Origin of the sequence: Streptomyces nymphaeiformis (assembly GCF_014203895.1) — a bacterium.
In the GTDB taxonomy this organism is placed as follows: Bacteria; Actinomycetota; Actinomycetes; order Streptomycetales; family Streptomycetaceae; genus Streptomyces; species Streptomyces nymphaeiformis.
On sequence record NZ_JACHJY010000002.1, the window covers coordinates 438,887 to 465,147 of the forward strand.

Below are 26,261 nucleotides of genomic sequence, written 5' to 3' on the forward strand. Positions count from 1 at the left end.
AGTGAGTCAGGTGGCCGAATGGGAGGCGCTCCGGCGCCTCGTGCCGCCGCCGGACGAAGGCGGCGCGGCAATCGACTGGGACCGCATGAGCACCTCGTGGGGCCGTGGGTTCCCCGCCGACTACCGGCAGTTCATCGGGGCCTACGGCCCGGGCTCGATCCAGGCCTACCTGGTGATCCAGCGGCCCGAGCACAAGGGCGCCGAACCGGCGTCCCCGTTCGGGGGCATGCTCCTGGAGACGGTCAACGCGGAGGACGCCTGGGCGCGGGACAAGAAGTCCCCCGAGCTCGACGGCGCGGACCCCGTGCTGATCACCTGGGGGGTCACCGGCAGCTCGGACCTGCTGTGCTGGGACGCGTCCGGCGACGACCCCGACGCGTGGCCGATCCTGGTGCGCAACCGGGACGACGACCTGTGGCGGCGCTACGACTGCGGCATGGTCGAGTTCCTCGTGCGCGTCCTGCGCGGGGAGTTCGACGAGTGCCCGCTCGGCGACCTCGCCCTGTGGGGCAGGCCCTCGGCGCTCTTCCTCGGCGACGACGAGCAGCGGCGCCTCTGGTCGCAGGGCATCGACCCCTGGGAGGGGAAGCGCTAGGACGGCACGCCTGAGCGCTGATCAGTGAGTCCGGTACCGGGCGCCGATGCCATCGGCGCCCGGTACCGCTGTGAGCGGGGAGACCCGGGACCCGCTACTGCTGCTCCTGCTGCGCTTCCCGGGCCTGGTCGGCGATGTCCTCGAGGACGGCCTTCGGGTCGGCGGACGGCGCGACGGCCTTGCCGATGTTCCGCTTGATGGTGTCGCTGACCTTCAGCCAGGACGGTTCGTTGACCGGGTAGAGCTGGGCACTGTTCAGCGCGGTGAAGAACTGCTCGGTGCTGTGGTCGTCCGCGGCCGAGCCCTCGGAGGCCTCGGAGGCGGACACCGTCGACGGCAGCAGGTGGTAGCGCCCGGCGAACTCGCTGAGGTTCTTGTCCTGGTAGACGAAGTCCAGGAACGAGCCGACCAGTTCACGGTTGCCGTCGTGCCGGAAGGCCATCATCCAGTCGGCGACGCCCGCCGCCGGCGGCTTCTTCCCCTCGCCCAGCGTGTCCGACACCGGCATGCTGAGCGTGCCGACCTTCATGCCCCGCGCCCTCGCCTCGTGGAGGAGCGACGGATAGCCGTTGACCATGCCGACGTCACCGCGCAGGAACGCGGCGAAGGCGTCCTGCCGGTTGAGCCGCGCCGGCGGAACCGGGCCGGTCAGACCCGGCGCGACCAGGTTCTCCTTGATCCAGCGGAAGGTCTGCGTGTTCTGCTCGGAGGCGATGCTGTAGCCGCCACTGACGTCGGTGTACCCGCCGCCGTTGCTCAGCTCCCAGATCAGTGCCTCGGCGTGTGCCTCCTCGGGACCGAGCGGCAGGGCGTACGGGTAGCGCACCCCCACCTTCTTCAGCTCCTCCGCCGCCTTCTTCAGGTCCGACCAGGTCTTCGGGGGCTTCGCGCCGGCCTTGTCGAACAGGTCCTCGTTGTAGAAGAGCAGCCGGCTGCTGGCCACGAAGGGCAGGCCGAAGAGCGTGTTGTCGACCGACCCCGCCGCCACGAGCGGCCGCAGGAAGTTCGCCTCCGCCCTGATCGACAGCAGTTCGTCGGCGGAGTAGAGGCGGCCCTGCGCGGCGAAGTCGGAGTACGCGCCCATCAGGGCGACGTCCGGGGCGTCGTCCTCCTGGACCATGCGCGTCACCTCGCGGTCGACGTCGGCCCACGGGTACAGCGTCACCTCCACCTTCTTGCCGGGGTGGGCGGCCGTGAAGGCGGCGGTCAGCTTGTCCCAGTACGCCTTGGAACTGGTCGCCGGGCTGTCGCCGTACTCGGGGGCCACCAGACGCAGCGTGGACCCGTCGCTCCCGGACGAGCCGCAGGCGGTGGCGAGGGAACCCAGGAGGCCGAAAGCGGCCACGGAGGCGGTCATGCCGAAGAGTCTCGGTCGCACGGGTCATTCCTCTTGCTCTTTTGGACAGTGCGTCCGGAATTCTCTCCTGGCCAGAGGCCATATTTCGCCCCCTACTCGACGGTTATGCCATTGCTCCAATCCCAGGCATTCCCCTTGGTGTTTTCCGATATGGCGGTGCCGATATGGCCATGCCGATGATGACGCGCGTAGAACCCGGATCCGCCGGCTGCCGCCCGGTGCGTCCTGTGGCGGCCGGGACCGCTGCCGACCGCCGCCACCGCCTGGCACCGCGCTCGTGGAGGCCGGAGGCCGGCCGCCCGGTCCCGGCCGGGCGTTCGGGGAGGGTGCGTGGAGGTTCGCCTCCCGTGACGATCATTCACCAGGGGTTCGTGGTACGACTGTTGAGGCCGGTCGAATCGACCGGCGGGAGGAGACTCCACGGACGGGGGAACACAACGTGGCTGTCACGGTGCCGGACTGGGCGGACACCCTTCTCGACCTGATAGGTGTGGCCTGGCCGAACGTCGACGAGGACGCGTACCGCGAGATGGCGGACGCGCTGCGGGAGTTCGCGGACGACCTGGAGGACGACGGCCAGCTCGCGAACAACCATTTCGAGCGGCTGCTGTCCTCGGGCGAGGGCGAGGCGATCGACGCCCTCGACGAGCACTGGCAGAAGGTCAAGGGCAAGCACTTCAAGGACATCGCCGGTGCGGCCCGGACGATCGCGGGCGGTCTGGACCTGGCGGCCGGTGCGGTCGAGGGGATGAAGCTGGCGGCCCTGGTGCAGCTGGGCTATCTGGCCTCCGAGGCGGGCATCGCGATCTCGCTGATCCCGGTGACGTTCGGTCTGTCGTCGTTGATCGGCGCGGGGGCGATGCGGGCCACGCAGGAGGTGGTCAAGCGGCTGATCAAGGAGTGTGTGGAGGAGGCCGTCGGGTACGTCGTGTCGGCGCTGACCGAGCCGGCGGTGGCGGCCCTGGAGGGCATGGCGGCGGACCTGGTCGTGCAGCTGGGCGCGATGGCGATCGGGCTGCAGGACGGGGTGGACCTCGACCAGACCAAGAAGGCCGGTACGGACGGGTTCAAGGACGGAGTGCAGTCCGGCAAGGAGGCCATGAACCTGGCCTCGGCCGGGAGCGGTTCGAAAGGCCCGGGCAGCGGTCTGAAGAACCTGCACATCGAGCACGACGAGCACGACCACGCCTCGACCCAGCTCAACACCGTGAGCGTGCGGATCCACGGGAAGACGACGGGCAAACTCACGAAGGCGAAGACGGCGCACGGCCGCACCCGGGGGCGTGACTCGATCGCGGACGCGATCGACCCGGTCGCGGACAAGGCGATGGAGGCTTTGACCAAGGCGGCGAAGTCGATGGGCGACCACGTCGGCCAGACGCTGCCGAAGGTCGTCAAGCAGATCTCGGTCGACCACAAGAACACCGACGACGACCTCCGGGACCGCTTCGCCCGCCAGCGCAAGGGCGACCACGACAACGACCACGGCGGCAAGGGGAACGGATCGCCGCGCAAGGACCACGACGACGTACGGACGAGGCCCAACTCGGTCAGCGACGCCAAGGACGACCCGCGCGCCAACGGCGTCTCCCTCGACAAGACGGTCTGCAAGAACGACCCCGTCGACGTCGCCACCGGCAAGATGCTGCTGCCCCAGACGGACCTCACCCTGCCCGGCGTCCTGCCGCTCGTCCTGCGCCGCACCCACGTCTCCACCTACCGCTACGGCCAGTGGTTCGGCCGCAGTTGGGCCTCGACCCTCGACGAGCGGATCGAGGTCGACGCCTCGGGCGGCGGCGCGATCTGGGCCCGCGAGGACGGAGCGGTCCTGATCTACCCCCGGCTGCCCCGCCCCGGCGACGACCGGGTCATGCCCCTGGAGGGCGACCGCCTGCCGCTCGCGCACGGCGGCGTGTCCGGCGACGAGACCTCGTACGAGATCCACGATCCGCACAGCGGCCAGGTCCGCGTCTACACCGGCAGCCCCTACCGCAGCTCCACCGCCTACTGGCTGTCCGCGATCGAGGACCGCAACGGCAACCGCATCGCCTTCTCGCGCCGCTCCGACGGCGCGCCGACCGCCGTCTCGCACTCGGGCGGCTACGTCCTCCAGATAGCGGCCGACGCCTCGCGCGTCACCGGCCTCGCCGTCCGCGGGCCCGGGGAACCGGCCGCGGTCGTGGGCTACGCCTACTCCCCGTCGGGCGACCTCACCCGGCTGACCGGCCCCGAAGGCCCCGCCGGGCCGGCCATGACCTTCTCGTACGACGGCGACAGCAGGATCACGTCGTGGACCGACCGCAACGACACCACGTTCCGGTACGTCTACGACGCCGAGGGCCGGGTCTCCGGCACCGTCGGCCCCGACGGCATCCTCTCCTCGCGGTTCGCCTACGACGTCCACCCCGACACCGGCCACCGCGTCACGCGGTACACCGACTCCACGGGCGCCACCACCACCCTCGTCCTCGACGACCGGCTCCAGGTCGTCGCCGAGACCGACCCCCTCGGCCACACCACCCGCCTCACCTGGGACCCGTACGACCGCCCCCTCACCCGCACCGACCCCCTCGGCCACACCACCGAACTCACCTGGGACGAGGCGGGGAACCTCGTCGAGGTCCGGCTGCCCGACGGGAGCACCGCGACCGCCCGCTACGACGAACGGAACCTGCCGCTGGAGGTCGTCGCGGCCGACGGCACGCCGTGGCGGCAGACCTTCGACGAGCTCGGCAACTGCACCTCCACCGAAGGCCCCGACGGCGCGGTCACCCGCTTCACCCACGACGCCACGGGCGCCGTCGCCTCCGTCAGCGACCCGCTCGGCGCCACCCTCCGCATCCGCTCCGACCGCGCCGGCCTCCCGCTGGAGATCACCGGAACCGACGGCGGGGTGGCCACCGTGGAGCGCGACCACCGCGGCCGGCCCCTCGTGATCACCGACCCGGCCGGCGGGCGCGAGGAGTTCTCCTGGGACCACGACGACCGCCTGCGGCACCGCGTCGCCGCCGACGGCACGCGGGAGTCCTGGAGCTGGGACGCGGAGGGCAACTGCCTGGCGTACACCGACGCCGCCGGCGGCGTCTGGACCACCGAGTACGGCCCCTTCGACAAGCCCGTCGCCCGCCTCGCGCCCGACGGCGCCCGCCACGAACTGCGCTACGACACCGAACTGCGGCTGCTGCGGGTGACCAACCCGCTCGGCCAGGACTGGCACTACCGCTACGACGCGGCCGGACGCCTGGAGGCGGAGACCGACTTCGACGGCCGGGACCTCTCGTACGGCTACGACGCCGCGAACCGGCTGACCAGCCGCACCACGGCCCTCGGCCGGACCGTCGCCTACACCTGGGACGCCATGGACCGCCTGACGGCGCGGAACGCCGACGGCGCCGTGACCCACTACGCCTACGACCGCTCCGGCGCCCTCGTCGAGGCGCGCACCGCCACCTCCACGCTCACCGTCGAACGGGACGCGCTCGGCCGGCCCCTCGCCGAGACCGTCGACGGACGCACCCTCCGGCACGCCTACGACACGGCCGGACGCCGCGTCATGCGCATCACGCCGACCGGCGCGATCAGCCGGCTCCTGTACGACGCGGCGGGAGACCGGGTCGCCCTCGTCACCGGCGGCCACGCGCTCACCTTCACCCACGACCCCCTCGGCCGCGAACTCACCCGCAGCTGGGGCGCCCCCGGGTCGGCCACCACGCTCACCACCGACTGGGACCGGATCGGCCGTCCCGTCGGCCAGACGCTGACGGCGCCCGGTTCACCGGACCCGGTGCGCGCCCGCGACTACGCCTACCGCGCCGACGGCTACCCCGTCACCCTGGGCGAGACCACGGGAAACCGCACGCGCCGGGACAAGCGCATCACCCTCGACCCGGTGGGCAGGCCGCTGTCCGTCGAGGCACCCGACTGGGTCGAGCGGTACGCGTACGACGCGGCCGGCAACCAGACCTCGGCCGAATGGCCCGAGGCCGCAGGCCACACCGAGGCCCGCGGCCCGCGCGCATACGAGGGCGCCCACCTGGTCTCCGCAGGCGCCGTCCACTACGAGCACGACGCCGCCGGCCGGGTCGTCCTGCGCCGCCGCACCCGCCTCTCCCGCAAGCCCGACGCATGGCGGTACGCCTACGACGCCGAGGACCGCCTGGTCTCCTGCACCACGCCCGACGGCACCCTGTGGACCTACGCCTACGACCCGCTCGGCCGCCGCAGCGCCAAGCACCGGATGGCGGCCGACGGCACCACGGTCGTCGAGACGATCCGCTTCACCTGGGACGGCCCCCTCCTCGTCGAGCAGTACGACGAGACCGCCGGCACCATCCTCACCTGGGAGTACGAGGGCCACCGGCCCCTCGTCCAGTACGAGCGCAGGCCGCTGGACGACGACGAGGTCGACGCGCGCTTCTTCGCCGTCGTCACCGACCTGGTCGGCACCCCCACCGAACTGGTCTCCGCGGAAGGGGACACGGCCTGGCGCAGCCGGTCCACCACCTGGGGCACCACGGGATGGAACACGGCCGCCACCGCCTACATCCCGCTGCGCTTCCCCGGGCAGTACGCCGACCCCGAGACCGGCCTCCATTCCAGCTACTTCCGGCACTACGACCCCGACACCGCACGCTTCACGAGCCCCGACCCGCTCGGCCTCGCCCCGGCGCCCAACCCCTCGACGTACGTGGTCAATCCGTGGGTGTGGACCGACCCCCTCGGCCTGGCGCCCAAGCGGTGCCAGATGGACGCCTACGACTGGGACGGCTCGATCCGGTACGGACGCCTCGACCACCTGGGCAGGCCCACCGGCGTCTATGCCTGCCTGCGGCCCGAGATCATCGACGCGAAGAAGGGCACGGAGGCCGGAAAGCTCAAGCCGCCGGGCTGGCGCGGCGACGGCACCGCCTTCAACGAGGCCCGCGGCCACCTCCTCGCCGACCGGCTCGGCGGCGCGGGCAAGGGGCGCCTGGCCTGGCACAACCTCGTCACCCAGACCCAGACCCCGACCAACTCGCCCGACCAGCGCGACCAGGTGGAGCAGGTCATCTTCGACCAGGTGACGAAGAACAAGGAGGTCGTGCAGTACCACATCAAGCCGATCTACGCGGGCTCCAACCCGATCCCGATCCGGCTGGAGTTCACGGCCTTCGGCAACAAGGGCTTCTCGTTCACCCACAGCATCGAGAATCCGGCCGCGGGCGTCCGGACCGCCGTACCGGGCCTATAGCATCGCAACCGAACCGCCCCTGGAGGATCCGCGCATGACCCGCACCACGCCCCCGCGCCCCGTCGACGTCGAAGCGGTGTTCCCCGCGCTCGCCCGGCACCGGCGGACGACCACGCGACTGCACCCCCGGCAGGGCACGGCGAAGCCGGAGGAGAGCTCGGTGGCGGGGCCGCTCCTCTGGCCCGCCGACGAGCCGTGGCCGGTGTGCACCGCCGTACACCCCAAGGGCACGGGACACCTGCTGACCGACGTACGGCTCCGCCGGCGCATCCAGGACGAGGCCCGGGGGCGGGAGTTCACCGTCGAGGAGCGGCGGCTCCTCGACGGGATGGCGAGGGGAACGCACGTCCCCGAGCTCCGCGACGAGGACCCGCTGCCGCTGCTCGCCGTCGCCCAGCTCCACACCCGGGACGTCCCGGACCTCGTCGGGCCCGAGGGGCACGACCTGCTCCAGGTCTTCTGGTGCCCCTTCGAGGCCCACGGCCCCGAGCGGACCATCGACGTCCGGCTGCGCTGGCGCCGCTCGGCCGACGTCGGCGCGGTGCTCGCCCCGCAGCCCGAACCGCCGGTCGCGGGGCGCGAGGAGTGCGTCCCCACCTCCTGCGTCGTCCACCCGGAACAGGTCGTCGAGCACGAGTACCTCGGGCTGCTCGGGGAGGAGCTCCAGGAGGAGATCGCCGAGTGGGAGGAGGGCCTCCTCGACGAGGACGAGGACGACGCGTACGACTCCTCCTCGCCCGCGAGCTACGCGACGTACGAGGAGTACGAGGCCGCCATGGCCGCCGCCCGCGCGCAGGAGCCCGAAGAGATCGACTACATGAGCGACCTCTCGATCGCCCCCGGCTGGAAGGTCGGAGGCTTCGCCTCCTGGCACCTGACCGACCCCAGGCCCGTGGACTGCGCCACGTGCGGGACGCCGATGCCGCCGCTGCTCACCGTCGCCAGGGTGGAGTGCGACGGCGCCTCGCGCAGCTGGCTGCCGGTCGAGGACCGCGACGCGGCGGACGACCCGCGGGTCATCGACCCGGTCGGCGTCTACCTGGGCCGCGGTCTCATGCGCGTCCACACCTGCCCGGCCGACCCGGACCACCCGCACCGGCTCAGCTTCCAGTGACCCCCTCGCGGCCGACTTTTCCTGCGGATTGCCTGCATGACGATGTCTTGCCGCAGTCTTGGCGGCGCTTTGGCGGGTGGCGTCAGCCCCCGCACTAGCGTTCGCTGCATGGCGACGAACCCCCCACGCACCAGCCAGGTCCAGGTCCTGCCGTACCGCAGACCCACCCGCGGTCGCGACTACTGGATCCTCGACGACGTCCTGCCCGACCCCGACGCCGTACGTGTCCGCATGCTCGAACGGGACGACTGGGTCGAGGGCTACCCCCACAAGCCCGAGCCGTGGCCGGGCCTGCGCACGATGCCCGGCCTCGAACCGGCCGAACTCGCCCATGTGGAGAAGCTGGTACGGAAGACCGTCGGGGTGCAGAAGCTCTGGACCGTGGACCCCGTCGGCGGCGGCACCTTCAACCACAACTGCGTCCAGGTCGTCGGCGAGGGCGAGTGCGAACCGCGCCCGCACACCGACTCCCGGAGCCTGTGCCGGTACGCGGCGGTGCTGTACCTGAGCCCGGACCTGCCCAAGGACTGCGGCACCAGCTTCTACCGCCAGAACCTGCCGGGCGGTGTCCTCGGCGGCAACCAGGTGCTCGCCCCGCACAACAACCTGGTCGACGCGCTCGGCACCCGCTTCGTGCCGGCGGACTCCTTCACCGAGGACCTGCGCGTCCCGCCCCGCTACAACCGCCTGCTGCTGTACTCGGCCAACCTCATCCACACCGCGACCGCGTACGCGGGCACCACCCTGGAGGACAAGCGGATGACGGCCGTCTTCTTCTGGATGGCCTAGGAGCCGCCCTGTTCGATCTGCTGGATGAGCCGCTTGAGCTGGGTGACCTCGTCCTTGAGGGCGCGATCGCCGGAGGGGGTGAGGGAGAGCCAGGTGCGGGCGCGCTTGCCCTCGTAGCCCTTCTCGATGTCGATCAGTCCGGCCTTCTCCAGGACGGACAGGTGCTGGCTGAGGTTTCCGGCCGTGAGGCCGAGCGCCGTGCGCAGGAAGCCGAACTCGACGCGGCGCGCCTGGTGGGCGACGGTGAGGATGCCGAGGCGGACGCGCTGGTGGACGACGTCGTCCAGACCGGTGACGGGGTGCGGTTCGGGCTGATCGGTCATGCCGCGCTGCGCCGTCCGGTCGGCTCGGCCAGGCGGAAGCCGAGGGCGCCGAGCAGGAGGAGCACGCCGGGGACGGCGAAGTGGGGCAGGGAGGCCCAGGCCGAGGTGGCGGGGATCCCCGCCCAGCCGGTCGGCAGCGGGACCAGTTCGACGGCCAGGTAGGCGACGGCGAGCAGCAGCAGGGCGCGGCTGCGCTCCACCCGGGCGAGGACGAGGAGCGGCAGCCCGACGGCCGTGGCGTTCCCGGCGAGCCGTTCGAGGAACAGCGTGACACCGGAGCCGGGGTCGAGGTGCAGGCCCCAGAGGTCGACCTGCTCGCCGGGGCCCGGGATCCCGTGGCGCAGGGTCCAGAGGGCGGTGGCGCTCGACAGCGCGACCAGGGCGATGCCGGTCAGGACGTACGGGCGGACGGGTGTGCCGACGCCACGGGAACGGGAGCGGCGGACGTAGAAGTACGCCGTCGCGGTGTAGGCCAGGGCGAGCCCGACGGGCCAGTAGACCGGCGAGCCCTGGCTGACCAGGGTGCAGCTGCCGCCCGTCGGGCAGGGGACGGTCTCGACCTCGGTGGTGAAGCGGCCGACGAGGATCCCGCCCAGGGTGAGCAGCCCCATCAGCAGGAGCGGGAACCAGGTGCCGCGCTGCGCGGCACGGACCTTGCGGGTGAGGTCGCCGAGGCCGGCGAGGACGTCGCGGGGCGTGCCGGGTGAGGGCATCGATGCGTCTGTCATGCCGTCAGCTTTGCATCACAAACCAGTTGTGACAAGAGAGTCGAGTCCGTCGCCTGTCGCCTGCACGCCTTGCATGAATGGCACGTTGTGCCACTTGTCTTCGGTGGGGTGCCCTCCAGCCATTCCGCGTTCATGCGAGGTTCGCCCCGGCCGCCCAGTCTCACGGCCATGAACAAGGCCACTCTGTCCGCGACCGCCGTCGCCTCCGCCCTCGCCCTCTCCGTGCCGCTCGCGCCGGCCGCCACCGCCGCCGCGTGGGACCAGCCGCGGAACCCCGAACAGCACCACTCCGGCCGGGCCGTTCCGTTCACCGAGGCCACCGTCACGGCCGAGGCCGACGGCTCCTTCACCCTCGCCTGGAAGGCGGAGGGCGTCACGCGCGTCGAGATCCGCGCCAACGGCAGGGTCGTCGCACGGGGCGCCGCCACGGGCCGCGCGGTGGTCACCGGCCTGCCCGCCGCCGACCGCCAGTGGTTCTGGTTCGAGGCCGACCGCGGCCAGGGCCTGCGACTCGCCGACCGGCTCGTCAAGCTCTCCGGCACGGTCAACCTCCGCGACGCCGGCGGCTACCGCACCGAGAACGGCCAGTGGGTCAGGATGGGCGAGGTCTACCGCTCCGACGCCCTGAACCACCTGACCGACGAGGACCAGGCCAAGCTCCGGCGCCTGCGCGTCAAGACCGTCTTCGACCTGCGCATGGAGGACGAGCGCGCCAAGGACCCCGACAAGGTCCCCGCCGGCGCCGACTACGTCGTCGCGGACGTCTTCGCCGGCTCGGGCGCCTTCCCGAGCATGCCGAGGACCCCCGCCGAGGCGGAGCGGATGATGATCGACGCGGAGAAGGCCATGGTCAGCGGCGACGGTGGCAAGAAGGCGTACGGCCAGGTGCTCGACGCGATGGGCGAGGACGACGAGCGTTCCGTGCTCTTCCACTGCACGGCGGGCAAGGACCGCACCGGATGGTCCAACGCGGCCCTGCTGACCGCCCTCGGCGTGCCGAGGGAGACCGTCATGGCCGACTACCTCGCCAGCAACACGTACCGCAAGGCCGCCAACGACGCCCTCCTCGGCCACCTGCCGCCGCAGCAGGCCGCCGTCTACAAGCCGCTCCTCGACGTCCGCGCCGAGTACCTCAACTCCGGCTACGACGAGGTCGAGGCGACGTACGGCTCCTTCGACCGCTACCTCAAGGACGCCCTCGGCATCGACCACCGCGAGCTGAAGCGGCTGAAGAAGGCCCTCCTCGTCGGCTGAGCCCGGTCGGCGGGGGAGCGACGCGGGGACGGGCGAGCCCCGGGGCGGTGTTCGAACCGACCTCCGCGACGAGCGCGCGCCGGTCCTGCTCGGGCCACGTCGTGAGGCCGCACGCCTCTACGCGCTGGAGGTCTGCTGACCCGCCGCTCACGGGCCGCCGCCGACGCGGCGGCCCGTGAGCCCCGGTCAGCCCGCGCGCCCGCAGCGCTCGGTGTCGATCTCGGCGAGGGTGGCCTCGTTGTAGCGGGGGCCGTGCACGGTCGCGCTGTTCAGCAGGCGCCCCGCCGTGTCGAGCACCTCGCCGGGCACGTCGGCGTCGAGCGTCGAGAGGTTCTCCCGCAGGTGTGCCACCGACCGGGTTCCCGGGATCGCGATGACGTGGGGACCCCGGGAGAGGACCCAGGCCAGGGCCAGCCGAGGAAGGCCGATGCCGGCCTGCTCGGCGAGCCGGGCCAGCTCGGAGCGCCGAGCCAGGTTGGCCGGGTAGTGCCGGGCGTCGAAGCGCGGCATGCCCCGCCGGATGTCGGAGGCCGGGAGCGCGTCCAGGTCCGGCGGGGCGTCGGTGAGCACGCCGCGGGCCAGCGGGCTGAAGGCCACCAGCGCCACCCCGAGTTCGCGGGCCGCCGCCAGCGTGCCCTCCTCGGGATTGCGCGACCAGAGGCTGTACTCGTTCTGCAGCGCGGCGATCGGGTGCACGGCGTGCGCCCGGCGCAGGGTCGCGGCCGACACCTCCGACAGCCCCAGGGCGCGCACCTTCCCGGCCGCTACCAGCTCGGCCATCGCCCCGACGCTCTCCTCGACCGGCACCTTCCGGTCGAGCCGGTGCAGGTGGTAGACGTCGATGACATCGGTACGGAGCCGGGCCAGCGCCTCGTCGGCGGTGCGCCGGATCGTCTCCGGGCGTCCGTCGATGACCCGGCGGCCGTCGACCCCGGTCATCCCGCACTTGCTGGCAAGCACGATCCGGTCCCGGTGGCCGGCGAGCACCCGGCCGACCAGCTCCTCGTTGGCGCCGAAGCCGTACAGCGCGGCGGTGTCGAAGAGCGTCACGCCCTCCTCCACGGCCGTCAGCAGGAGCCGTTCGGCCTCCTCCGGCGTCGGCGCCACGCCGTACGCGTGGCTCAGGTTCATGCAGCCCAGGCCGACGGCCGGGACCTCGAAGGGCCCGATCCGGCGGGCCGTCGGCATGCTCACGAGCCCGCGGCCGCGTTCAGCTGCTCCTCCAGGGCCGCGAGCGTCCGGTAGCAGGACAGCACCTGGGCGATGGAGGAGTTGGGCTCCCGGCCCTCGCGGATCGCGGCGGCGAACTCGCGGTCCTGGAGCTCGATGCCGTCCATCGACACGTCGACGCCGCTCACGTCGATCGGCTCCTCCTTGCCGGTGAACAGGTCGTCGTACCGGGCGATGTACGTGCCGGAGTCGCCGATGTAGCGGAAGAAGGTGCCCAGCGGGCCGTCGTTGTTGAACGACAGCGACAGCGTGCAGATGGCGCCGTTCGCCGCGCGCAGCTGGATCGACATGTCCATCGCGATGCCCAGCTCGGGGTGGATCGGCCCCTGGATCGCGTTCGCCTGCACGATCGGCGAACCGGCCTGGTAGGCGAACAGGTCGACGGTGTGCGCGGCGTGGTGCCACAGCAGGTGGTCGGTCCAGGAGCGCGGCTGCCCGAGCGCGTTGAGGTTCTTCCGGCGGAAGAAGTACGTCTGCACGTCCATCTGCTGGATGCCGAACTCGCCGGCCTCGATCCGCCGCCGCACCCACTGGTGGCTCGGGTTGAAGCGCCGGGTGTGGCCCACCATCGCGACGAGCCCGGTGCGCTCCTGCGCCGCCAGACACGCCTCGGCGTCGCCCAGCGAGTCGGCGAGCGGGATCTCCACCTGCACGTGCTTGCCCGCCTCCAGGCAGGCCAGCGTCTGCGCGGCGTGCAGCTGGGTGGGCGTGGCGAGGACGACGGCGTCGACGTCGTCCATCGCGAGGACCTCGTCCAGGGAGGCGACGGCGCGGCCCACGCCCTGCTCCGCGGCGAACTTCCGGGCGCGTTCGAGGCTGCTGCTCACGACGGCGGCCACCTCGACGCCCTCGATCCGCTTCAGCGCGGCCGCGTGCTTGGCGCCGAAGGCGCCGCCCCCGGCCAGGGCGATCCGCAGGGTCCGGTCGTCAGTCATGTCACTCCTTCTCGGCGGGCTCTTCGGCCCGGGGGCGGTTTTCCAGGATCAGGTGGCCGACGGCGGTGTTCGACGCCGGCACATGGTAGAAGCGGTGCTTGACCTCGACCTCGCCGGAGCCGTCGACATCGCTCATCGCGCCGCGGGCGATCAGCCACATGACCAGCTCGATGCCCTCGGAGCCGGCCTCCTCGACGTACTCCAGGTGGGGGACCTCGGCCAGGTCGGCGGGGCCCTCGACCAGCCGGTCGAGGAAGGCGTTGTCCCACTCCCGGTTGATCAGTCCGGCGCGCGGGCCCTGGAGCTGGTGGCTCATGCCGCCGGTGCCCCACACCTGCACCTCGAGCGGCCGGTCGTACGACTCGATCGCCTTGCGCAGGGCCTGGCCGAGCTTGAAGCACCGGGCGCCGGAGGGCACCGGGTACTGCACCACGTTGACGTGGAACGGGATGACCTTGCACGGCCACTTCTCCACGTCGCCGAACATCAGCGACAGCGGGACGGTCAGTCCGTGGTCGACGGCCATCTCGTTGGCGAGGGTCAGGTCGAAGTCGTCCCGGATCAGGGAGTGCGCGATGTGCGCGGCCAGGTCGGGGTCGCCCTCGACGCCGGGCACGGGGCGGGGCCCGTACCCCTCGTCGGCGACGGGGTAGGAGGCGCCGGTGCCGAGCACGAAGGTCGGGATCATCGACTGGTCGAAGGCGCTGGCGTGGTCGTTGTAGACCAGGAAGACCACGTCGGGGACGTTCTCCCGCTCCCACGCCCTGGAGTACTCGTACCCCGCGAAGACCGGCTGCCAGTACGGCTCGTCGGTCTTGCCGTGGTCGAGTGCCGCGCCGATCGCCGGCACGTGCGAGGTGAAGACGGCACCGGTGATCGTGGCGTGCTCGGCGGGGGCCGCCGGGGCGTGGGCCGCTTCGAGGACGGCGTGGTCGATGCGGTTCCCCTCGACCGGGCGTCCGCCGCCGACCATCATGTCGCGGTACTCCTGCTCGGTCATGCCGGTCATCGAGCCCGCCATCTGCTGGAACGAGAAGCCCAGCGTGGCACCCCACTTGGCGAGGAAGTAGATGTTCCCGCCCTCGCGCATCGCCGCGTTGAGGTCGCGGTCGAGCAACGCCCGCTTCTGCTCCTCCCGCAGCGGCCAGGCGTCCAGGTAGGCGCGCTCGTCGGCGAGGTAGCTCGCGCGGTTCTCCGCCGTCATCAGCGACATGCAGAACTGGTTGAGGTGGTAGCCCTTGGCCGACTGCTCGGAGTCGAAAATGGTCGTCCCCGGTACCAGCTTGTAGGTCTTGTCCAGCGACATGCTGGGGCTCCAATCGGGGGAGGGTCAGTCGGCGTCGGGCCAGTACAGGCGCATCGGGTTGTCGACGAGCAGCTTCCGCCGCAGCTCCGGCGTCGGCGCGATGTGCGGGACGAAGTCGACGAGCAGCCCGTCGTCGGGCATGTGGTCGGTGAGGTTGGGGTGCGGCCAGTCGGTGCCCCACAGCACCCGGTCGGGGAACTCCTCGACGACGCGCCGGGCGAAGGGGACGACGTCGCGGTAGGCCCGCTGCTCCCCGTCGAGGGCCGGCGGGCCGCTCACCGAGAGGCGCTCCGGGCACGTCACCTTGCACCAGATGTCGGGCCGGGCCCGCATGAAGTTCAGGAACGCCTCGAAGTCGGGCCCGTCCGGGTCCTTGGCGGTGTCCGGCCGGCCCATGTGGTCGATGACCAGCGGCACCGGTATCGAGAGGAAGAAGTCCCGCAGGTCGGCGAGGTCGGCGGCCTCGAAGTAGACGACGACGTGCCAGCCGTACGGCGCGATCTTCTCGACGATGTCCAGCAGGTCCTGCTTCGGCGCGGCGTCCACCAGGCGCTTGACGAAGTTGAACCGCACCCCGCGGACGCCCGCCCCGTGCAGCTCCCGCACCTGCGCGTCGGTGACGTCGGGCCGCAGCGTCGCCACGCCCCGGGCGAGGCCGCCGGAGGCCCGCAGGGCGTCGACCATGGCGGTGTTGTCGGCGCCGTGACAGGTCGCCTGCACCACGACGTTGCGGGCGAAGCCGAGGTGGTCGCGGAGTGCGAAGAGCTGGTCCTTGGAGGCGTCGCACGGCGTGTACTTGCGCTCGGGCGCGTACGGGAACTCGGCGCCGGGGCCGAAGACGTGGCAGTGCGCGTCGACGGCGCCGTCGGGGAGCCGGAACTCCGGGCGGCTGGGACCGGCGTACCAGTCCAGCCAGCCGGGGGTCTTCTCGAAACTCGTGGTCATGAGCCGTCCTCAGTCCTCGTACCGCAGTCCGAGCTCGGCCAGCGGGCCGCGCATCCCGTACATGTCCAGGCCCAACGCGCCCGCGCGGAACTGCGCGCGCTTGCCCTCCTCGTTGGCCTCGCGCGCGGCCGACGCGGCGGCCACCTCGGCGGCCCGCTCGCGCGGCACCACGACGACGCCGTCGGCGTCGGCGACGATCACGTCACCGGGCCGGACGAGGGCGTTGCCGCAGACCACGGGCACGTTGACCGAGCCGAGGGTGGCCTTGACCGTCCCCTTGGCGTTGACCGCGCGGGAGAAGACGGGGAAGTCCATCCCCTCCAGGTCGGCGACGTCGCGGACACCGCCGTCGATGACCAGGCCCCGGCAGCCCCGGGCGCGGAACGAGGTGGCGAGCAGCTCGCCGAAGAAGCCGTCCTCGCTCTCGGTCGTGCAGGCCGCGACGACGACGTCCCCGTCCTCGATCTGCTCGGCGGCGACGTGCAGCATCCAGTTGTCGCCGGGCTGGAGCAGCACGGTCACGGCCGTGCCGCACATCCGGGCCTTCGGGTAGACCGGGCGCAGGTAGGGGCGCATCAGGCCGACCCGGCCCATGGCCTCGTGGATCGTCGCGACGCCGAACTTCGACAGCTCCGCGACGGCCGCGGGGTCGGCACGGTCGACCTTGGTGTGGACGACGCCGATCTCGGTGTGTTCCATGCGTACTTCTCCTGGGGTCAGCGACGGGGTCAGCGGCCGGCCGCGGCGAGGCGGGCGGCGAGTCGGGGGTAGACGCGCAGGGCGTTGCCGGAGTAGACGGCGGCACGCCCCTCGTCCGACAGGTGCTCGGTGGCGTCGACGTAGCGCTTCGTGTCGTCGAAGTGGTGGCCGGTGCGCGGGTCGACGTCGCGGACCGCGCCGATCATCTCGCTGGCGAACAGGACGGACCGGCTGGGGATCACCCGGGTCAGCAGGTCGATGCCGGCCTGGTGGTAGACACAGGTGTCGAAGAAGACGTTGTCGAGCAGCGCCTCCGGGTCCGGCTTCCCGAGCGCCATCGCCAGGCCGCGGAACCGGCCCCAGTGGTAGGGCACCGCCCCGCCGCCGTGCGGGATCACGAACCGCAACGTCGGGAAGTCGGCGAACAGGTCGCCCTGGACCAGCTGCATGAACGCCGTGGTGTCGGCGTTCAGGTAGTGGGCGCCGGTCGTGTGGAAGGCGGGGTTGCACGAGGTGCTGACGTGGATCATGGCGGGGATGTCGTACTCGACCATCGCCTCGTACAGCGGGTACCAGCTGCGGTCCGTCAGCGGCGGCGCGGTCCAACGCCCGCCCGACGGATCGGGGTTGAGGTTGACCGTGACCGCGCCCAGTTCCTCGACCGCGCGCCGCAGCTCGGGCAGGCAGGTCGCGGGGTCGACCCCCGGGGACTGCGGCAGCATCGCGCCCGTCGCGAAGCGCTCGGGGTACAGCGTGCTGACCCGGTGGACCAGGTCGTTGCAGATCCGCGCCCAGGTCGAGGAGACCTGGAAGTCGCCGATGTGGTGGGCCATGAAACTGGCCCGCGGGGAGAAGATCGTCAGGTCGCTGCCGCGCTCGTCCATGAGCCGCAGCTGGTTGCCCTCGATCGCCCGGCGCAGGTCGTCGTCGGTGATGACCAGGGAGTCGGGGTCGGGAGCGTCCCCGGGGCTGCCGACCGCCGCCACCTGGCGGTCCCGCCACCGCGCGAGCTGTGGCGGCGCGGTGGTGAAGTGACCGTGACAGTCGATGATCATGGGGTGTCTCCTGAGGTCGTCGGGGTCAGCCGCGGGAGCTGGCGGGCCAGCCGGTGTACTGCTCGGCGAGGTAGGTGCGCCCGGATCGGGTGCCCACGGCGTTGTCGAGCTCGCCGAGCTGGCGGCGCAGGTCGAACGGCGAGCCGCCGGGCGCCGTGTGCAGCAGCTGGGTCATCCAGTGCGAGAAGTTCTGCGCCCGCCACACCCGCTGCAGCGCGCGCGGCTGGTAGTCGTCGAGGGCGGCGTCGCCCGCGCCGCCGAGTGCCCGCAGCAGGAGCTCGGCCAGGACCTTCACGTCGTGCAGGGCGAGGTTGAGCCCGCGGGCGCCGGTCGGGGGCACCGTGTGCGCGGCGTCCCCGGCGAGCACCAGCGAACCCCAGCGCATCGGCTCCTGCACGAAGGAGCGGAACCGCAGCACCGTCTTGTCGGTGATCGGACCCTCGTTCAGCCGGAAGCCGTCCTCACCGGCCACCCGCGCCTGGAGCGTCTCCCACACGCGGTCGTCGGACCAGGCGTCGACGGACTCGTCGGGGGAGCACTGGAAGTACATGCGCTGCACGGACTCGGAGCGCTGGCTGATCAGCGCGAAGCCGTGCTCGGAGTGGGCGTACACGAGCTCGGGCGCGCTGACCGGCGCCTCGGCGAGGATGCCGAACCACGCGTACGGGTACTCCTTGCCGTACCGCACCCGCCGGTCCTCCGGGACCAGGTTGCGGCACATGCTGCGCGAGCCGTCCGCACCGACCACGTACCGCGCGCGGATCTCGTGACGCGATCCGTCGGGGGCGGTGTAGCGGACCCGGGGGGCACCGGTCGTGACGTCGAGGACCTCGGTGTCCCCGACACCGAAGTGGACCGTGCCGCCGTCGCGTTCCCGTGCGTCGGCCAGATCGATGAACACGTCGGTCTGCGGGTAGAGCCACACCGACTCGCCGACCAGTTCCTTGAAGGGGATGCGGTGCGGCCGGCCGCCGAACCGGAGCACCGTGCCCTCGTGCTCGTGGCCCTCGCGCAGAATCCGGTCGGAGACGCCGGTCTCGACCAGGTCGCGGGCCGCGTCGGCCTCCAGGATGCCCGCCCGCTGCGTCGTCTCGATCTCACGGCGGGTGCGGGTGTCGACCACGATCGCGTCGATCCCCGCGCGCCCCAGCCGGTGCGCCAGCATCAGGCCGGCTGGGCCGGCACCGACGACAGCGACTGGAACCGAGGAAACGGTGTCGACGACGGCATCAGCCATGGCATCTCCTGAGCAACTGAGAACGTTCCGAACACGTCGAACGTTGACAGCCGGTGCCGCGGCCGGTCGCGGGCGTTTCCGTCAGGCGGAAGCCCGCTCTTTTCTCAGGCGGTCGTGTGGGTACGCCGGGCGAGCTCGTCGGAGATCCCGTGCGCCGCCCTCAGGAGCGGCTCCCGCAACGCGCGCGCACGGCTCGCGCCCTGTGCCGTGAACACGATTCCGAGCGCGGCACTGACCGGACCCCTGCGCCCGATCCGCACGGGCGCGGCCACGGCGACCGTGCTCGCCGAGAGCTGCCGGTCGCTGACGAAGACCTGTTCGCGGCGGATCCGGTCCAGCTGCGTGCGCAGCGCCTTCGGGTCGACGACGGTGTGCGGGGTCCAGGACCGCAGCGGCGAGTCGAGGACCTCCTCCTGGATCTCCCGCGGCGCGTGCGCGAGGAGCACCCGGCCCATTCCGGTGGAGGCGACCGGGAAACGCGTCCCGACGGAGGTCAGCAGCTCCACCGACCGGTGCCCGGCGATCCGCTCGACGAACACGAGCTCGGTGCCCTCGCGCACCGCGAGCTGGATGTTCTCGTGGGTCACCTCGTAGAGGTCCTGCATGAAGGGCAGTGCCACATCGCGCAGGATCTGGGTGCGCGGGCATCCCGAGGCGATCTCCCAGAGCCTCAGCCCGACATGCCACGCCCCGTCCTCGCCGCGCTCCAGGACGCCCCAGCCGGCGAGCTCCGTCACCACCCTGTGCGTGGTGCTCAGAGCGAGACCCGTACGCTGTGCGATCTCCGACAGGGTCTGTGAGGAGTGCTCACGGCCGAAGGCCGAGAGGACCTTGAGGACTTTTCCCGCTGCTGAGATCTGGGTCGCGCTCACGCGGCCAGTCTCGCAGACCGGCGCCGAGCAGCCCGACTGCCCGCCGTACCAGCTGCCGCACACCAAGGAGTCCAGTTGAACCGAGAGATCTCCGGACTGTCCTCGATGGCGACCCGGCCGATCCTGGCCGAGCTCTCCGAGCACATCCGGCTCGCCCACGGGATCCCCGTCCGGTTCGAGGCCGCCGGCGGGGTCGAGACCGCACGGCGCGTACGCGAGGGCGCGCGGGCCGACCTGCTCGTGCTGGCCGACGGAGCGCTGGCCGCGCTGGCGGCGGAAGGGCACCTCCTGGCGGAGACGGTGCGGCCGCTGTGGATCTCCCAGGTCGTCGCCGCCGTGCCGGACGGGACGCCGGTCCCGGCGCTCGACTCGGAGTCCGACCTGCGCGCCGCCCTCCTGGCCGCGGGGAGGATCGCCTACTCCACGGGCCCGAGCGGGACGGCACTCGTCGACCTGATCGGCAGACTCGGCCTCACCGAGACGCTCGCCGACCGACTCGTCCAGGCGGCACCGGGGGTGCCCGCCGGCGGCCTGCTGTCGTCCGGGCAGGCCGACCTGGCCTTCCAGCAGCACAGCGAGCTGATGGACCTGCCGGGCGTGGTCGTCGTCGGACCGCTGCCGGGGGACACCGCGATCGACTCGGTCTTCAGCGCGGGAGTGCCGGCGTCCTCCACCCGGCCGGCCCGGGCCCGGGAAGTCCTCGACCTCCTCGGGTCCGAGCCGGCGACGAGGACCGCGCGGGCCCGGGGCATGCGGGCGCCGGGGGAGGACTGACCGGTCATACGCGGAATGGCGCGCCGTCCAGGGTCCAGTGCGGGTCGGGTGTGATGCCGAGCGCGGTGTACACCTGGGCGGCCACATCGGCGTGGTGGAGGACCTGCGGGGCCGCACCGGCGGACAGGCCCGGGCCGCACGCGGCGATCCACGCCGTGCGCTCCAGCGGGCTGCGGCCCCCGTGTCCCCCTTCGTCGCGGTGGCCGTGGTCCGTGACCACGATGACCGTCCACCGCTCCTGCTCGTACGAGGGGCGGCGGCGCACGGCGGCGAGGAGGCGGCCGAGGCGGCGGTCCGCCGCCTCGATCGACGCGCGGTACTCCGCGCCGCAGCCCAGGAAGTGGGCGGTCTCGTCGACCGCGCCCAGGTAGACGAAGCCGGCGTGGAGGTCCTCGTCCAGGCCGAGGAGGTGCTCCGCGTCGGTGGTCACCCGCGTGTCCACCTCCTCCCAGGCCTCGGGCGTGTCCTCGCGGGGAGCGACATAGCCGAGCCGGGTGGGGGCGACGAAGAGCGGGCCGCCCTGCTGGGCGAGGAAGAGCGGAGCCCAGCCTCCGACGGCGAACGTGCGGCGTCCGCAGTCGGCGGCGAGGCGGGTCGTGAAGTCGGGGAAGACGTCGAGGCGGTTGCCGTCCAGGCGGTTGCCCCACACCCCGTGCTTGGCGACGCCGACACCGGTGACGACGGTGGCCCAGCACGGGCCGGACATCGTGGGTGTCGCGGCGTCCACCTCGACGGGTGCGAGGAAGCCCTCGTGGGCGATCCCGTCGAGGTGGGGGGTGCCGAGTTCGGGGAGCAGGTCGAGGCGTACGCCGTCGATGCCGACCACCAGGACGCGGGCGGTGTCCGGTGCGGTGTCCATGGGGCTGTCCAGAGGTGTCGTGGGTGGAGGGGGGGTCAGGGGCCGACGCGGCGGAGCCGGATCAGGCTGCTGGCGTAGTCGCCGGAGGGAAGCCGCGGGTCGATGCCCCGGCTCACCAGGACGGCACCGCTGTGCACCCGGTCCACGTCCAGGTCCAGATAGCGCGCCTCCGGGTCGAGCGCGGGCAGCCGCACGGGGGCGGGCGCGTGGCCGAAGCGGGTGGTGGGGCGCCAGACGAGGATCGCGTGCTCGCTGTCGTCCGGCGCCGCGTAGTGGACGGCGGACACGGGACCGTCGAAGGCGACGCGATGCTGGTGTCCCCGCTGGACGAGCGGGCGGATGCGCTTGTACGCGGCGACGAACTCGGTGGCCTCCTTCAACTCCTCCTCGGTCCAGGACGTCAGGTCCCCGCCGAGCCCCAGCGCCCCGGCCATGGCGACGTGGAAGCGGAAGCGCAGCGGGGTGCGCCGGCCCGTGGCGGGGTTCGGGCTGTCGGTGACCCACGCGGCCATCGCCCGGGCGGGGAACAGCTGGGAGAAGCCGTGCTGGATCCCGATCCGGTCGACCGGATCGGTGTTGTCCGAGGTCCAGGCCTGGTCGGTGCGGGCGAGCATGCCGAGGTCGACGCGCCCGCCACCGCCCGCGCACGCCTCGATGCCCAGGCCGGGGTGGTCGGCACGGAGCCGGTCCATGATGCGGTGGACGGCCCGGGTGTGATCGATCCAGAGCCGGTCGGGGTCGGGGTGGCCGTCCCAACCCGCTTCGGTGAAGGGGCGGTTGGCGTCCCACTTGAGCCAGTCGACGTCGTGCTCGCGGACCAGGCGGTCGAGGGTCTCGTGGGCCCAGGCCTCCACCTCGGGCCGGCCGAAGTTCAGCACCAGCTGGTTGCGGAGCTCGGTCGCGTCGAGCCGGCCGGAGTGGACGACCCAGTCCGGATGCGCCCGGTACAACTCGCTGTCCCGGTTGACCATTTCCGGTTCCACCCACAGACCGAACCGCATGCCGAGGCGGTGCACCTCGTCGGCGAGCGGACGCAGCCCCCGGGGGAAGGCCTCGGGGCGGGGCGTCCAGTCGCCGAGGCCCGACCGGTCGTCACGGCGGGTGCCGAACCAGCCGTCGTCCAGGACGAAGAGCTCCGTGCCGAGCCCGGCGGCCAGCCGCGCGAGGTGGATCTGACCGGCCTCGTCGACGTCGAACCCGGTGGCCTCCCACGAGTTGTAGAGGACCGGCCGGTCGCGCTCGGGCTCCGGCAGCACGTTCCCGCTCACGTACGCGTGCCAGGCGCGGCTGGCCCCGCCGAAACCGTCCGGCGTGTAGAGGCCCGCGTACACCGGGGTGCGCAGGCTCTCGCCCGGCCGCAGGGTCCAGCCGACCCCCTCGTGGCCGAAGCCGCCGGTCCAGGTGGTGCGGCCGACCGGATCGCGGTGGACCGTGACGCGCCAGCTTCCGCTCCAGGCGAGCGCGGTGCTCCACACCTCGCCCCGTACCTCGCTCGCGGTGCCGTCGTCGACGGCCAGCCAGGGGTTCGCGTGGTGGCCGGTGAGTCCCCGGCGGCTCGTCAGCACGGTCTCGGCGACCGGAAGCCGGTCGCGCTGCAGCTGGAACTCGCTGTTCCAGCCGCCCGCCAGGTGGCTGAGCCGGTAGTCGGCCAGCGGGGGAGCGGTCCAGGACGCCGAGTCGAGCCGGTCGACGGAGATCGGACCGGGCGATCCGTCCGCCTCCCCGGTGTGGGTCAGTTCCGTCCAGCGTTCGATGACGTCCGTGTCGGGCCGTACGCGATAGCAGAGTTCGGCCCGCAGCGGGCGGTGCCGGTCCTCCAGGCGCAGCCGCAGCTCCCCGCCGTCGACGTGGTGGCCGGCGAAGCGCCACTGGGTGCCTCGGGTGCCGTCGGCGAAGCGGACCTGCAGGCCGGCCGGTCCGAAGCGTGCCCCGGTCTGAGGCGCGAGTTCGTCGGGCGCGGCGTCCGCCTCGAAGCTGCTCGCGGCGGGTGAGGCCGCGTCGGGCAGCGCGGCCAGGGCGTCGATGCCGAGCGGCCCGCCCCAGTGGACGTTGCGGGGGCTGCCGTCGGCGGCGAGGCGGAGGGCGTAGACGCTGTGGGGCGTCCGCAGGACCGCGAGGCCGAGGTCGGGGTGGAAGGTGACGGGCGGGAGTGCGGCAAGCACGGATGGATCCCCTGACGGTGCGGTGGTAACAGGGCCGTATCCAGGGCGACTTGCGTGGAGAGTCGCCGAAGTCGCTTTCCATGTGCCGGAGATGGGCACAGAAGCGGGCCCGAGCGTAGGGGAGCCCCAACTCTCAAATCAATACTGGAAGAAGTTATTTATTTGCTCTACGTTGCACCCGTGTTTCGACATCACTCCCAGCCTCTGGTCAGTGCGCCCGCCGAGACCGCGGTCCTCGCCCTGCTCCTCGCGGAGGGCCCGCTCAGCAGAGTGGAACTGGCCCGGCGAACGGGACTCTCCTCGACGGCCGTCACCAAGGCGGCCAGGCCGCTCATCGACGACGGCTACCTGTACGAACTCCCGCCGGAGCGCACCGCCCCCGGCGCCGGACGACCCGTCAACCCGCTCGCGGTCGCGCCCGACCGGGAGTACTTCATCGGACTGAAGATCAGCGCCGGTGAACTCTTCGGCGCCGTCTGCGACCTCAGGGCCGGCATCCGGGCCACGGCCGGCCGGCCGTTGAACGAGTGCACCCCCGAGGCCGTCGCCGTCCAGGTCGCCGGCCTGGTCGACGAACTCCTCGACGCCGACCCGGCGTTCCGCGACCGTACGCGCCACCTCGGCGTCGCCGTGAACGGCGACGTGGACCGCGACAGCGGACGGCTCCGCCACTCCGGCCTGCTCGGCTGGCGCGACGTCCCGCTCGCCGAACTGCTCGCCGCCTCCACCGGCCTGACGGTCACCGTCGAGAACGACGTCAGGGCCCTCACCGTCGCCGAGCACTGGTTCGGAGAGGGCATCGGCACCGAGTACTTCGCGCTGGTCACCATCGGCTCGGGCATCGGCTCCGCCCTCGTCGTCAACGGGCGCCTGCTCAGGGGCGCCTACGGCGTCGCGGGCGAGGTCGGACACGTCTGCGTCGACCCGACCGGACCGCGCTGCCGCTGCGGCGCACGCGGCTGCGTCGAGTCCATCGCCTCGACCGACGTGATCCTCGCGGCGGTCCGCGAGGCCGCCGCGAACCCGCGCCTCACCTTCGGCGAGGTCGTCGGGATGGCCCGCGAGGGCAGCCCCGAGGCCTGCGAGGCGTTCGCCCGCGCCGGACGCGCCATCGGGGTCGGCATCGCCACCCTGGTCAACGTCGTCGGCCCGGAACGGGTCGTCGTCAGCGGTGAGGGGGTCGACGCCTACGACCTCCTCGGCCGCCACATCCAGGACGCGTACGCCGCGCACGTCTTCGGCGCCGCGTCCCGCTGTCCGCTCTCGCTGCGCCCGCTGCCCTGGGAGGAATGGGCCCGAGGGGGAGCCGCCGTGGCCATACAGGCCCTCTTCCCGCAGCCCGCGTCGCCCTCCACGATCGGCGTCGGCTGACCGGCGCGGCGAAACCGCCGTCCCCGCAGCCGTCGCGTACGACTCCCTGGCCGCCGCCCTCCTCTGCCGGCAAGCACTGACGAAGGCGCCGACCAGGGAGCACATCCGCCCCGCACACCCTCACAGAAGGACATACGACATGAGCGCACGCAGAGCCGAGCTTAGCCGACGAGGCTTCCTCACGGGATCGCTGCTCGTCGCCGCCGGAACGGTCCTGACGACCGCCTGCAGCACCGACCCCACCGGCGGCTCCTCCTCCGGAGCGAAGACCACCCTCAACGTCTGGTACCACGCCTACGGCGAGACCGGCACCCAGCAGGCCGTGCTCCGCTACGCCACCGCCTTCACCAAGGCCAACCCCGACATCGCGGTCAAGGTGACGTGGGTTCCCGGCGACTACTCGGCCAAGGTCAACGCGACCCTGCTGACCGACGCGGCCCCCGACGTCTTCGAGATCGGCGACTTCAGCGAGGCCATGGTCCGGCGGGGGCAGATCGCCGCGCTCGACGACGTGTACGGCAGCGCCCGGAGCGACTTCAACGCCAACGCCATCAGCTCCGTCACCGTCGACGGCAAGCTGTACGGCGTCAAGATGATCGACGACGTCATCATGCTCTACTACCGCAAGAGCGTCCTCGCGAAGGCCGGGATCACCCCGCCCACCACCTTCGACGGTCTCGCCGCGGCGGCCAAGGCCCTGACCACCAGCAAGAACAAGGGCCTCTTCGTCGGCAACGACGGCATCGGCGACAGCGCCAGCAACGCCGTCTGGTCCAACGGCGGCGACCTCGTGACCCCCGAGGGCAAGGTGGCGTTCGGATCGCCCCGGGCCCTCGAGGCGGTCACCGCCCTGAAGCGCCTGCACGACGACAAGTCGCTGCTCCTCGGCTTCACCACCGACTGGTGGGACCCCGCCGCCTTCACCCAGGGCGTCGTGCCGATGCAGTGGTGCGGCCTGTGGGCGATGCCCGCCGTCCAGGACGCGCTCGGCGACGACTTCGGCGTGATCCCCTGGCCCGCCTTCAAGGCCGGCGGCACCCCCGTCGTCCGGGTCGGCGGCTGGACCGAATGCGTGAACGCCAAGAGCAGGAACCTGGCGGCGGCGAAGAAGTTCGCCCAGTGGCTGTGGGTCGAGCAGTCCTCCCTCCAGCGGGACTTCGCCGAGAGCTACGGATTCCACGTCCCGCCGCGCAAGTCCGTCGCGGCGACCGCGGAGAAGCTCTCCACCGGCACCGCCAAGGAGACCGTGGTCCTGGCAGAGAAGTACGGGAAGCACAACCCGGGAACCTGGGACACCGCGATCAGCAGCGCCTTCAACGCGGCCGCGGCGAAGATAACCGGCGGCGAAGGCGATCCGGCCGCCCTCCTCGCCGACGCGGCGAAGAAGGCCCAGAGCGAGATCGACAAGCAGCTCGGCCGGTGACAC

21 protein-coding genes are annotated in these 26,261 nt (G+C 72.2%); 8 read left to right on the forward strand and 13 right to left on the reverse strand.

What is annotated here, in order from left to right; genetic code table 11:
• Window position 1 precedes the first annotated feature (1 nt).
• The gene (locus GGE06_RS07865; protein ID WP_147321040.1) at window positions 2-595 is read left to right on the forward strand and encodes a hypothetical protein; all 594 of its coding nucleotides are present in this window, start codon (window positions 2-4) and stop codon (window positions 593-595) included.
• A 94-nt stretch (window positions 596-689) separates the two neighbouring features.
• Here GGE06_RS07865 and GGE06_RS07870 read toward each other — a convergent pair whose 3' ends face one another.
• On the reverse strand, window positions 690-1,973 hold the full coding sequence (locus GGE06_RS07870) for an extracellular solute-binding protein (RefSeq protein WP_376773512.1): 1,284 nt from the start codon (window positions 1,971-1,973) through the stop codon (window positions 690-692).
• A gap of 418 nt (window positions 1,974-2,391) precedes the next feature.
• Between GGE06_RS07870 and GGE06_RS07875 the strand changes: the two genes are divergently transcribed.
• The 3 genes from GGE06_RS07875 (at window position 2,392) to GGE06_RS07885 (ending at window position 9,085) form a co-directional block, all read left to right on the forward strand.
• Entirely contained in the window at window positions 2,392-7,182 is a 4,791-nt protein-coding gene (locus GGE06_RS07875) for a DUF6531 domain-containing protein (protein ID WP_184930366.1), read from the forward strand.
• 34 nt (window positions 7,183-7,216) lie between these two features.
• Window positions 7,217-8,296: a hypothetical protein gene (locus GGE06_RS07880; protein ID WP_116157211.1), complete on the forward strand. Its 1,080-nt coding sequence runs from the start codon at window positions 7,217-7,219 to the stop codon at window positions 8,294-8,296.
• A gap of 108 nt (window positions 8,297-8,404) precedes the next feature.
• Window positions 8,405-9,085, forward strand: coding sequence for a DUF6445 family protein (locus GGE06_RS07885; protein WP_184930367.1), 681 nt, complete (start codon window positions 8,405-8,407; stop codon window positions 9,083-9,085).
• Here the strand turns inward: GGE06_RS07885 and GGE06_RS07890 are convergent.
• Both GGE06_RS07890 and GGE06_RS07895 read right to left on the reverse strand, forming a co-directional pair.
• On the reverse strand, window positions 9,082-9,408 hold the full coding sequence (locus GGE06_RS07890; RefSeq protein WP_184930368.1) for a winged helix-turn-helix domain-containing protein: 327 nt from the start codon (window positions 9,406-9,408) through the stop codon (window positions 9,082-9,084). The genes GGE06_RS07885 and GGE06_RS07890 overlap by 4 nt on opposite strands.
• Complete coding sequence (locus GGE06_RS07895) at window positions 9,405-10,136, reverse strand: hypothetical protein (protein WP_147321039.1); 732 nt, start codon at window positions 10,134-10,136, stop codon at window positions 9,405-9,407. The genes GGE06_RS07890 and GGE06_RS07895 overlap by 4 nt, the downstream gene beginning before the upstream one ends.
• Before the next feature lie 168 nt (window positions 10,137-10,304).
• On the opposite strand from GGE06_RS07895, the gene GGE06_RS07900 reads away from it, so the two are divergent.
• Entirely contained in the window at window positions 10,305-11,390 is a 1,086-nt protein-coding gene (locus GGE06_RS07900; protein WP_246532374.1) for a tyrosine-protein phosphatase, read from the forward strand.
• 186 nt (window positions 11,391-11,576) lie between these two features.
• On the opposite strand, the gene GGE06_RS07905 is transcribed toward GGE06_RS07900, so the two are convergent.
• From GGE06_RS07905 to GGE06_RS07940, 8 genes are all read right to left on the reverse strand, one after another.
• Window positions 11,577-12,578 carry an aldo/keto reductase gene (locus GGE06_RS07905; RefSeq protein WP_116157207.1) on the reverse strand — a complete coding sequence of 334 codons (1,002 nt, stop codon included), beginning with the start codon at window positions 12,576-12,578 and terminating at the stop codon, window positions 11,577-11,579.
• A 2-nt stretch (window positions 12,579-12,580) separates the two neighbouring features.
• On the reverse strand, window positions 12,581-13,555 hold the full coding sequence (locus GGE06_RS07910; protein ID WP_116157206.1) for a Gfo/Idh/MocA family oxidoreductase: 975 nt from the start codon (window positions 13,553-13,555) through the stop codon (window positions 12,581-12,583).
• 1 nt (window position 13,556) lies between these two features.
• On the reverse strand, window positions 13,557-14,861 hold the full coding sequence (gene ligA, locus GGE06_RS07915; RefSeq protein ID WP_184930369.1) for a protocatechuate 4,5-dioxygenase subunit alpha: 1,305 nt from the start codon (window positions 14,859-14,861) through the stop codon (window positions 13,557-13,559).
• Between the two features lie 24 nt (window positions 14,862-14,885).
• Window positions 14,886-15,806 carry an amidohydrolase family protein gene (locus tag GGE06_RS07920; protein ID WP_116157204.1) on the reverse strand — a complete coding sequence of 307 codons (921 nt, stop codon included), beginning with the start codon at window positions 15,804-15,806 and terminating at the stop codon, window positions 14,886-14,888.
• A 9-nt stretch (window positions 15,807-15,815) separates the two neighbouring features.
• The gene (gene ligK, locus GGE06_RS07925) at window positions 15,816-16,505 is read right to left on the reverse strand and encodes a 4-carboxy-4-hydroxy-2-oxoadipate aldolase/oxaloacetate decarboxylase (protein WP_184930370.1); all 690 of its coding nucleotides are present in this window, start codon (window positions 16,503-16,505) and stop codon (window positions 15,816-15,818) included.
• A gap of 29 nt (window positions 16,506-16,534) precedes the next feature.
• Complete coding sequence (locus GGE06_RS07930; RefSeq protein WP_116157202.1) at window positions 16,535-17,560, reverse strand: amidohydrolase family protein; 1,026 nt, start codon at window positions 17,558-17,560, stop codon at window positions 16,535-16,537.
• Window positions 17,561-17,585: 25 nt separating this feature from the next.
• Window positions 17,586-18,797, reverse strand: coding sequence for a 4-hydroxybenzoate 3-monooxygenase (locus tag GGE06_RS07935; RefSeq protein ID WP_116157201.1), 1,212 nt, complete (start codon window positions 18,795-18,797; stop codon window positions 17,586-17,588).
• A 104-nt stretch (window positions 18,798-18,901) separates the two neighbouring features.
• Window positions 18,902-19,669, reverse strand: a complete 768-nt coding sequence (locus GGE06_RS07940; protein ID WP_116157200.1) for an IclR family transcriptional regulator — start codon at window positions 19,667-19,669, stop codon at window positions 18,902-18,904.
• A 75-nt stretch (window positions 19,670-19,744) separates the two neighbouring features.
• Here GGE06_RS07940 and GGE06_RS07945 point away from each other — a divergent pair, with 75 nt between their 5' ends.
• A complete protein-coding gene (locus GGE06_RS07945) occupies window positions 19,745-20,443 on the forward strand; it encodes a substrate-binding domain-containing protein (RefSeq protein ID WP_184930371.1) in 699 nt (232 codons plus the stop codon).
• A 4-nt stretch (window positions 20,444-20,447) separates the two neighbouring features.
• Here the strand turns inward: GGE06_RS07945 and GGE06_RS07950 are convergent, their stop codons facing one another.
• Window positions 20,448-21,302, reverse strand: coding sequence for an alkaline phosphatase family protein (locus GGE06_RS07950; protein ID WP_184930372.1), 855 nt, complete (start codon window positions 21,300-21,302; stop codon window positions 20,448-20,450).
• A gap of 35 nt (window positions 21,303-21,337) precedes the next feature.
• A complete protein-coding gene (locus tag GGE06_RS07955; RefSeq protein WP_184930373.1) occupies window positions 21,338-23,464 on the reverse strand; it encodes an alpha-galactosidase in 2,127 nt (708 codons plus the stop codon).
• 180 nt (window positions 23,465-23,644) lie between these two features.
• Here GGE06_RS07955 and GGE06_RS07960 point away from each other — a divergent pair, with 180 nt between their 5' ends.
• Both GGE06_RS07960 and GGE06_RS07965 read left to right on the forward strand, forming a co-directional pair.
• Window positions 23,645-24,835 carry an ROK family transcriptional regulator gene (locus tag GGE06_RS07960; protein WP_220378515.1) on the forward strand — a complete coding sequence of 397 codons (1,191 nt, stop codon included), beginning with the start codon at window positions 23,645-23,647 and terminating at the stop codon, window positions 24,833-24,835.
• A gap of 139 nt (window positions 24,836-24,974) precedes the next feature.
• Entirely contained in the window at window positions 24,975-26,258 is a 1,284-nt protein-coding gene (locus GGE06_RS07965) for an ABC transporter substrate-binding protein (protein WP_116157196.1), read from the forward strand.
• The last annotated feature ends 3 nt before the right edge of the window (window positions 26,259-26,261 follow it).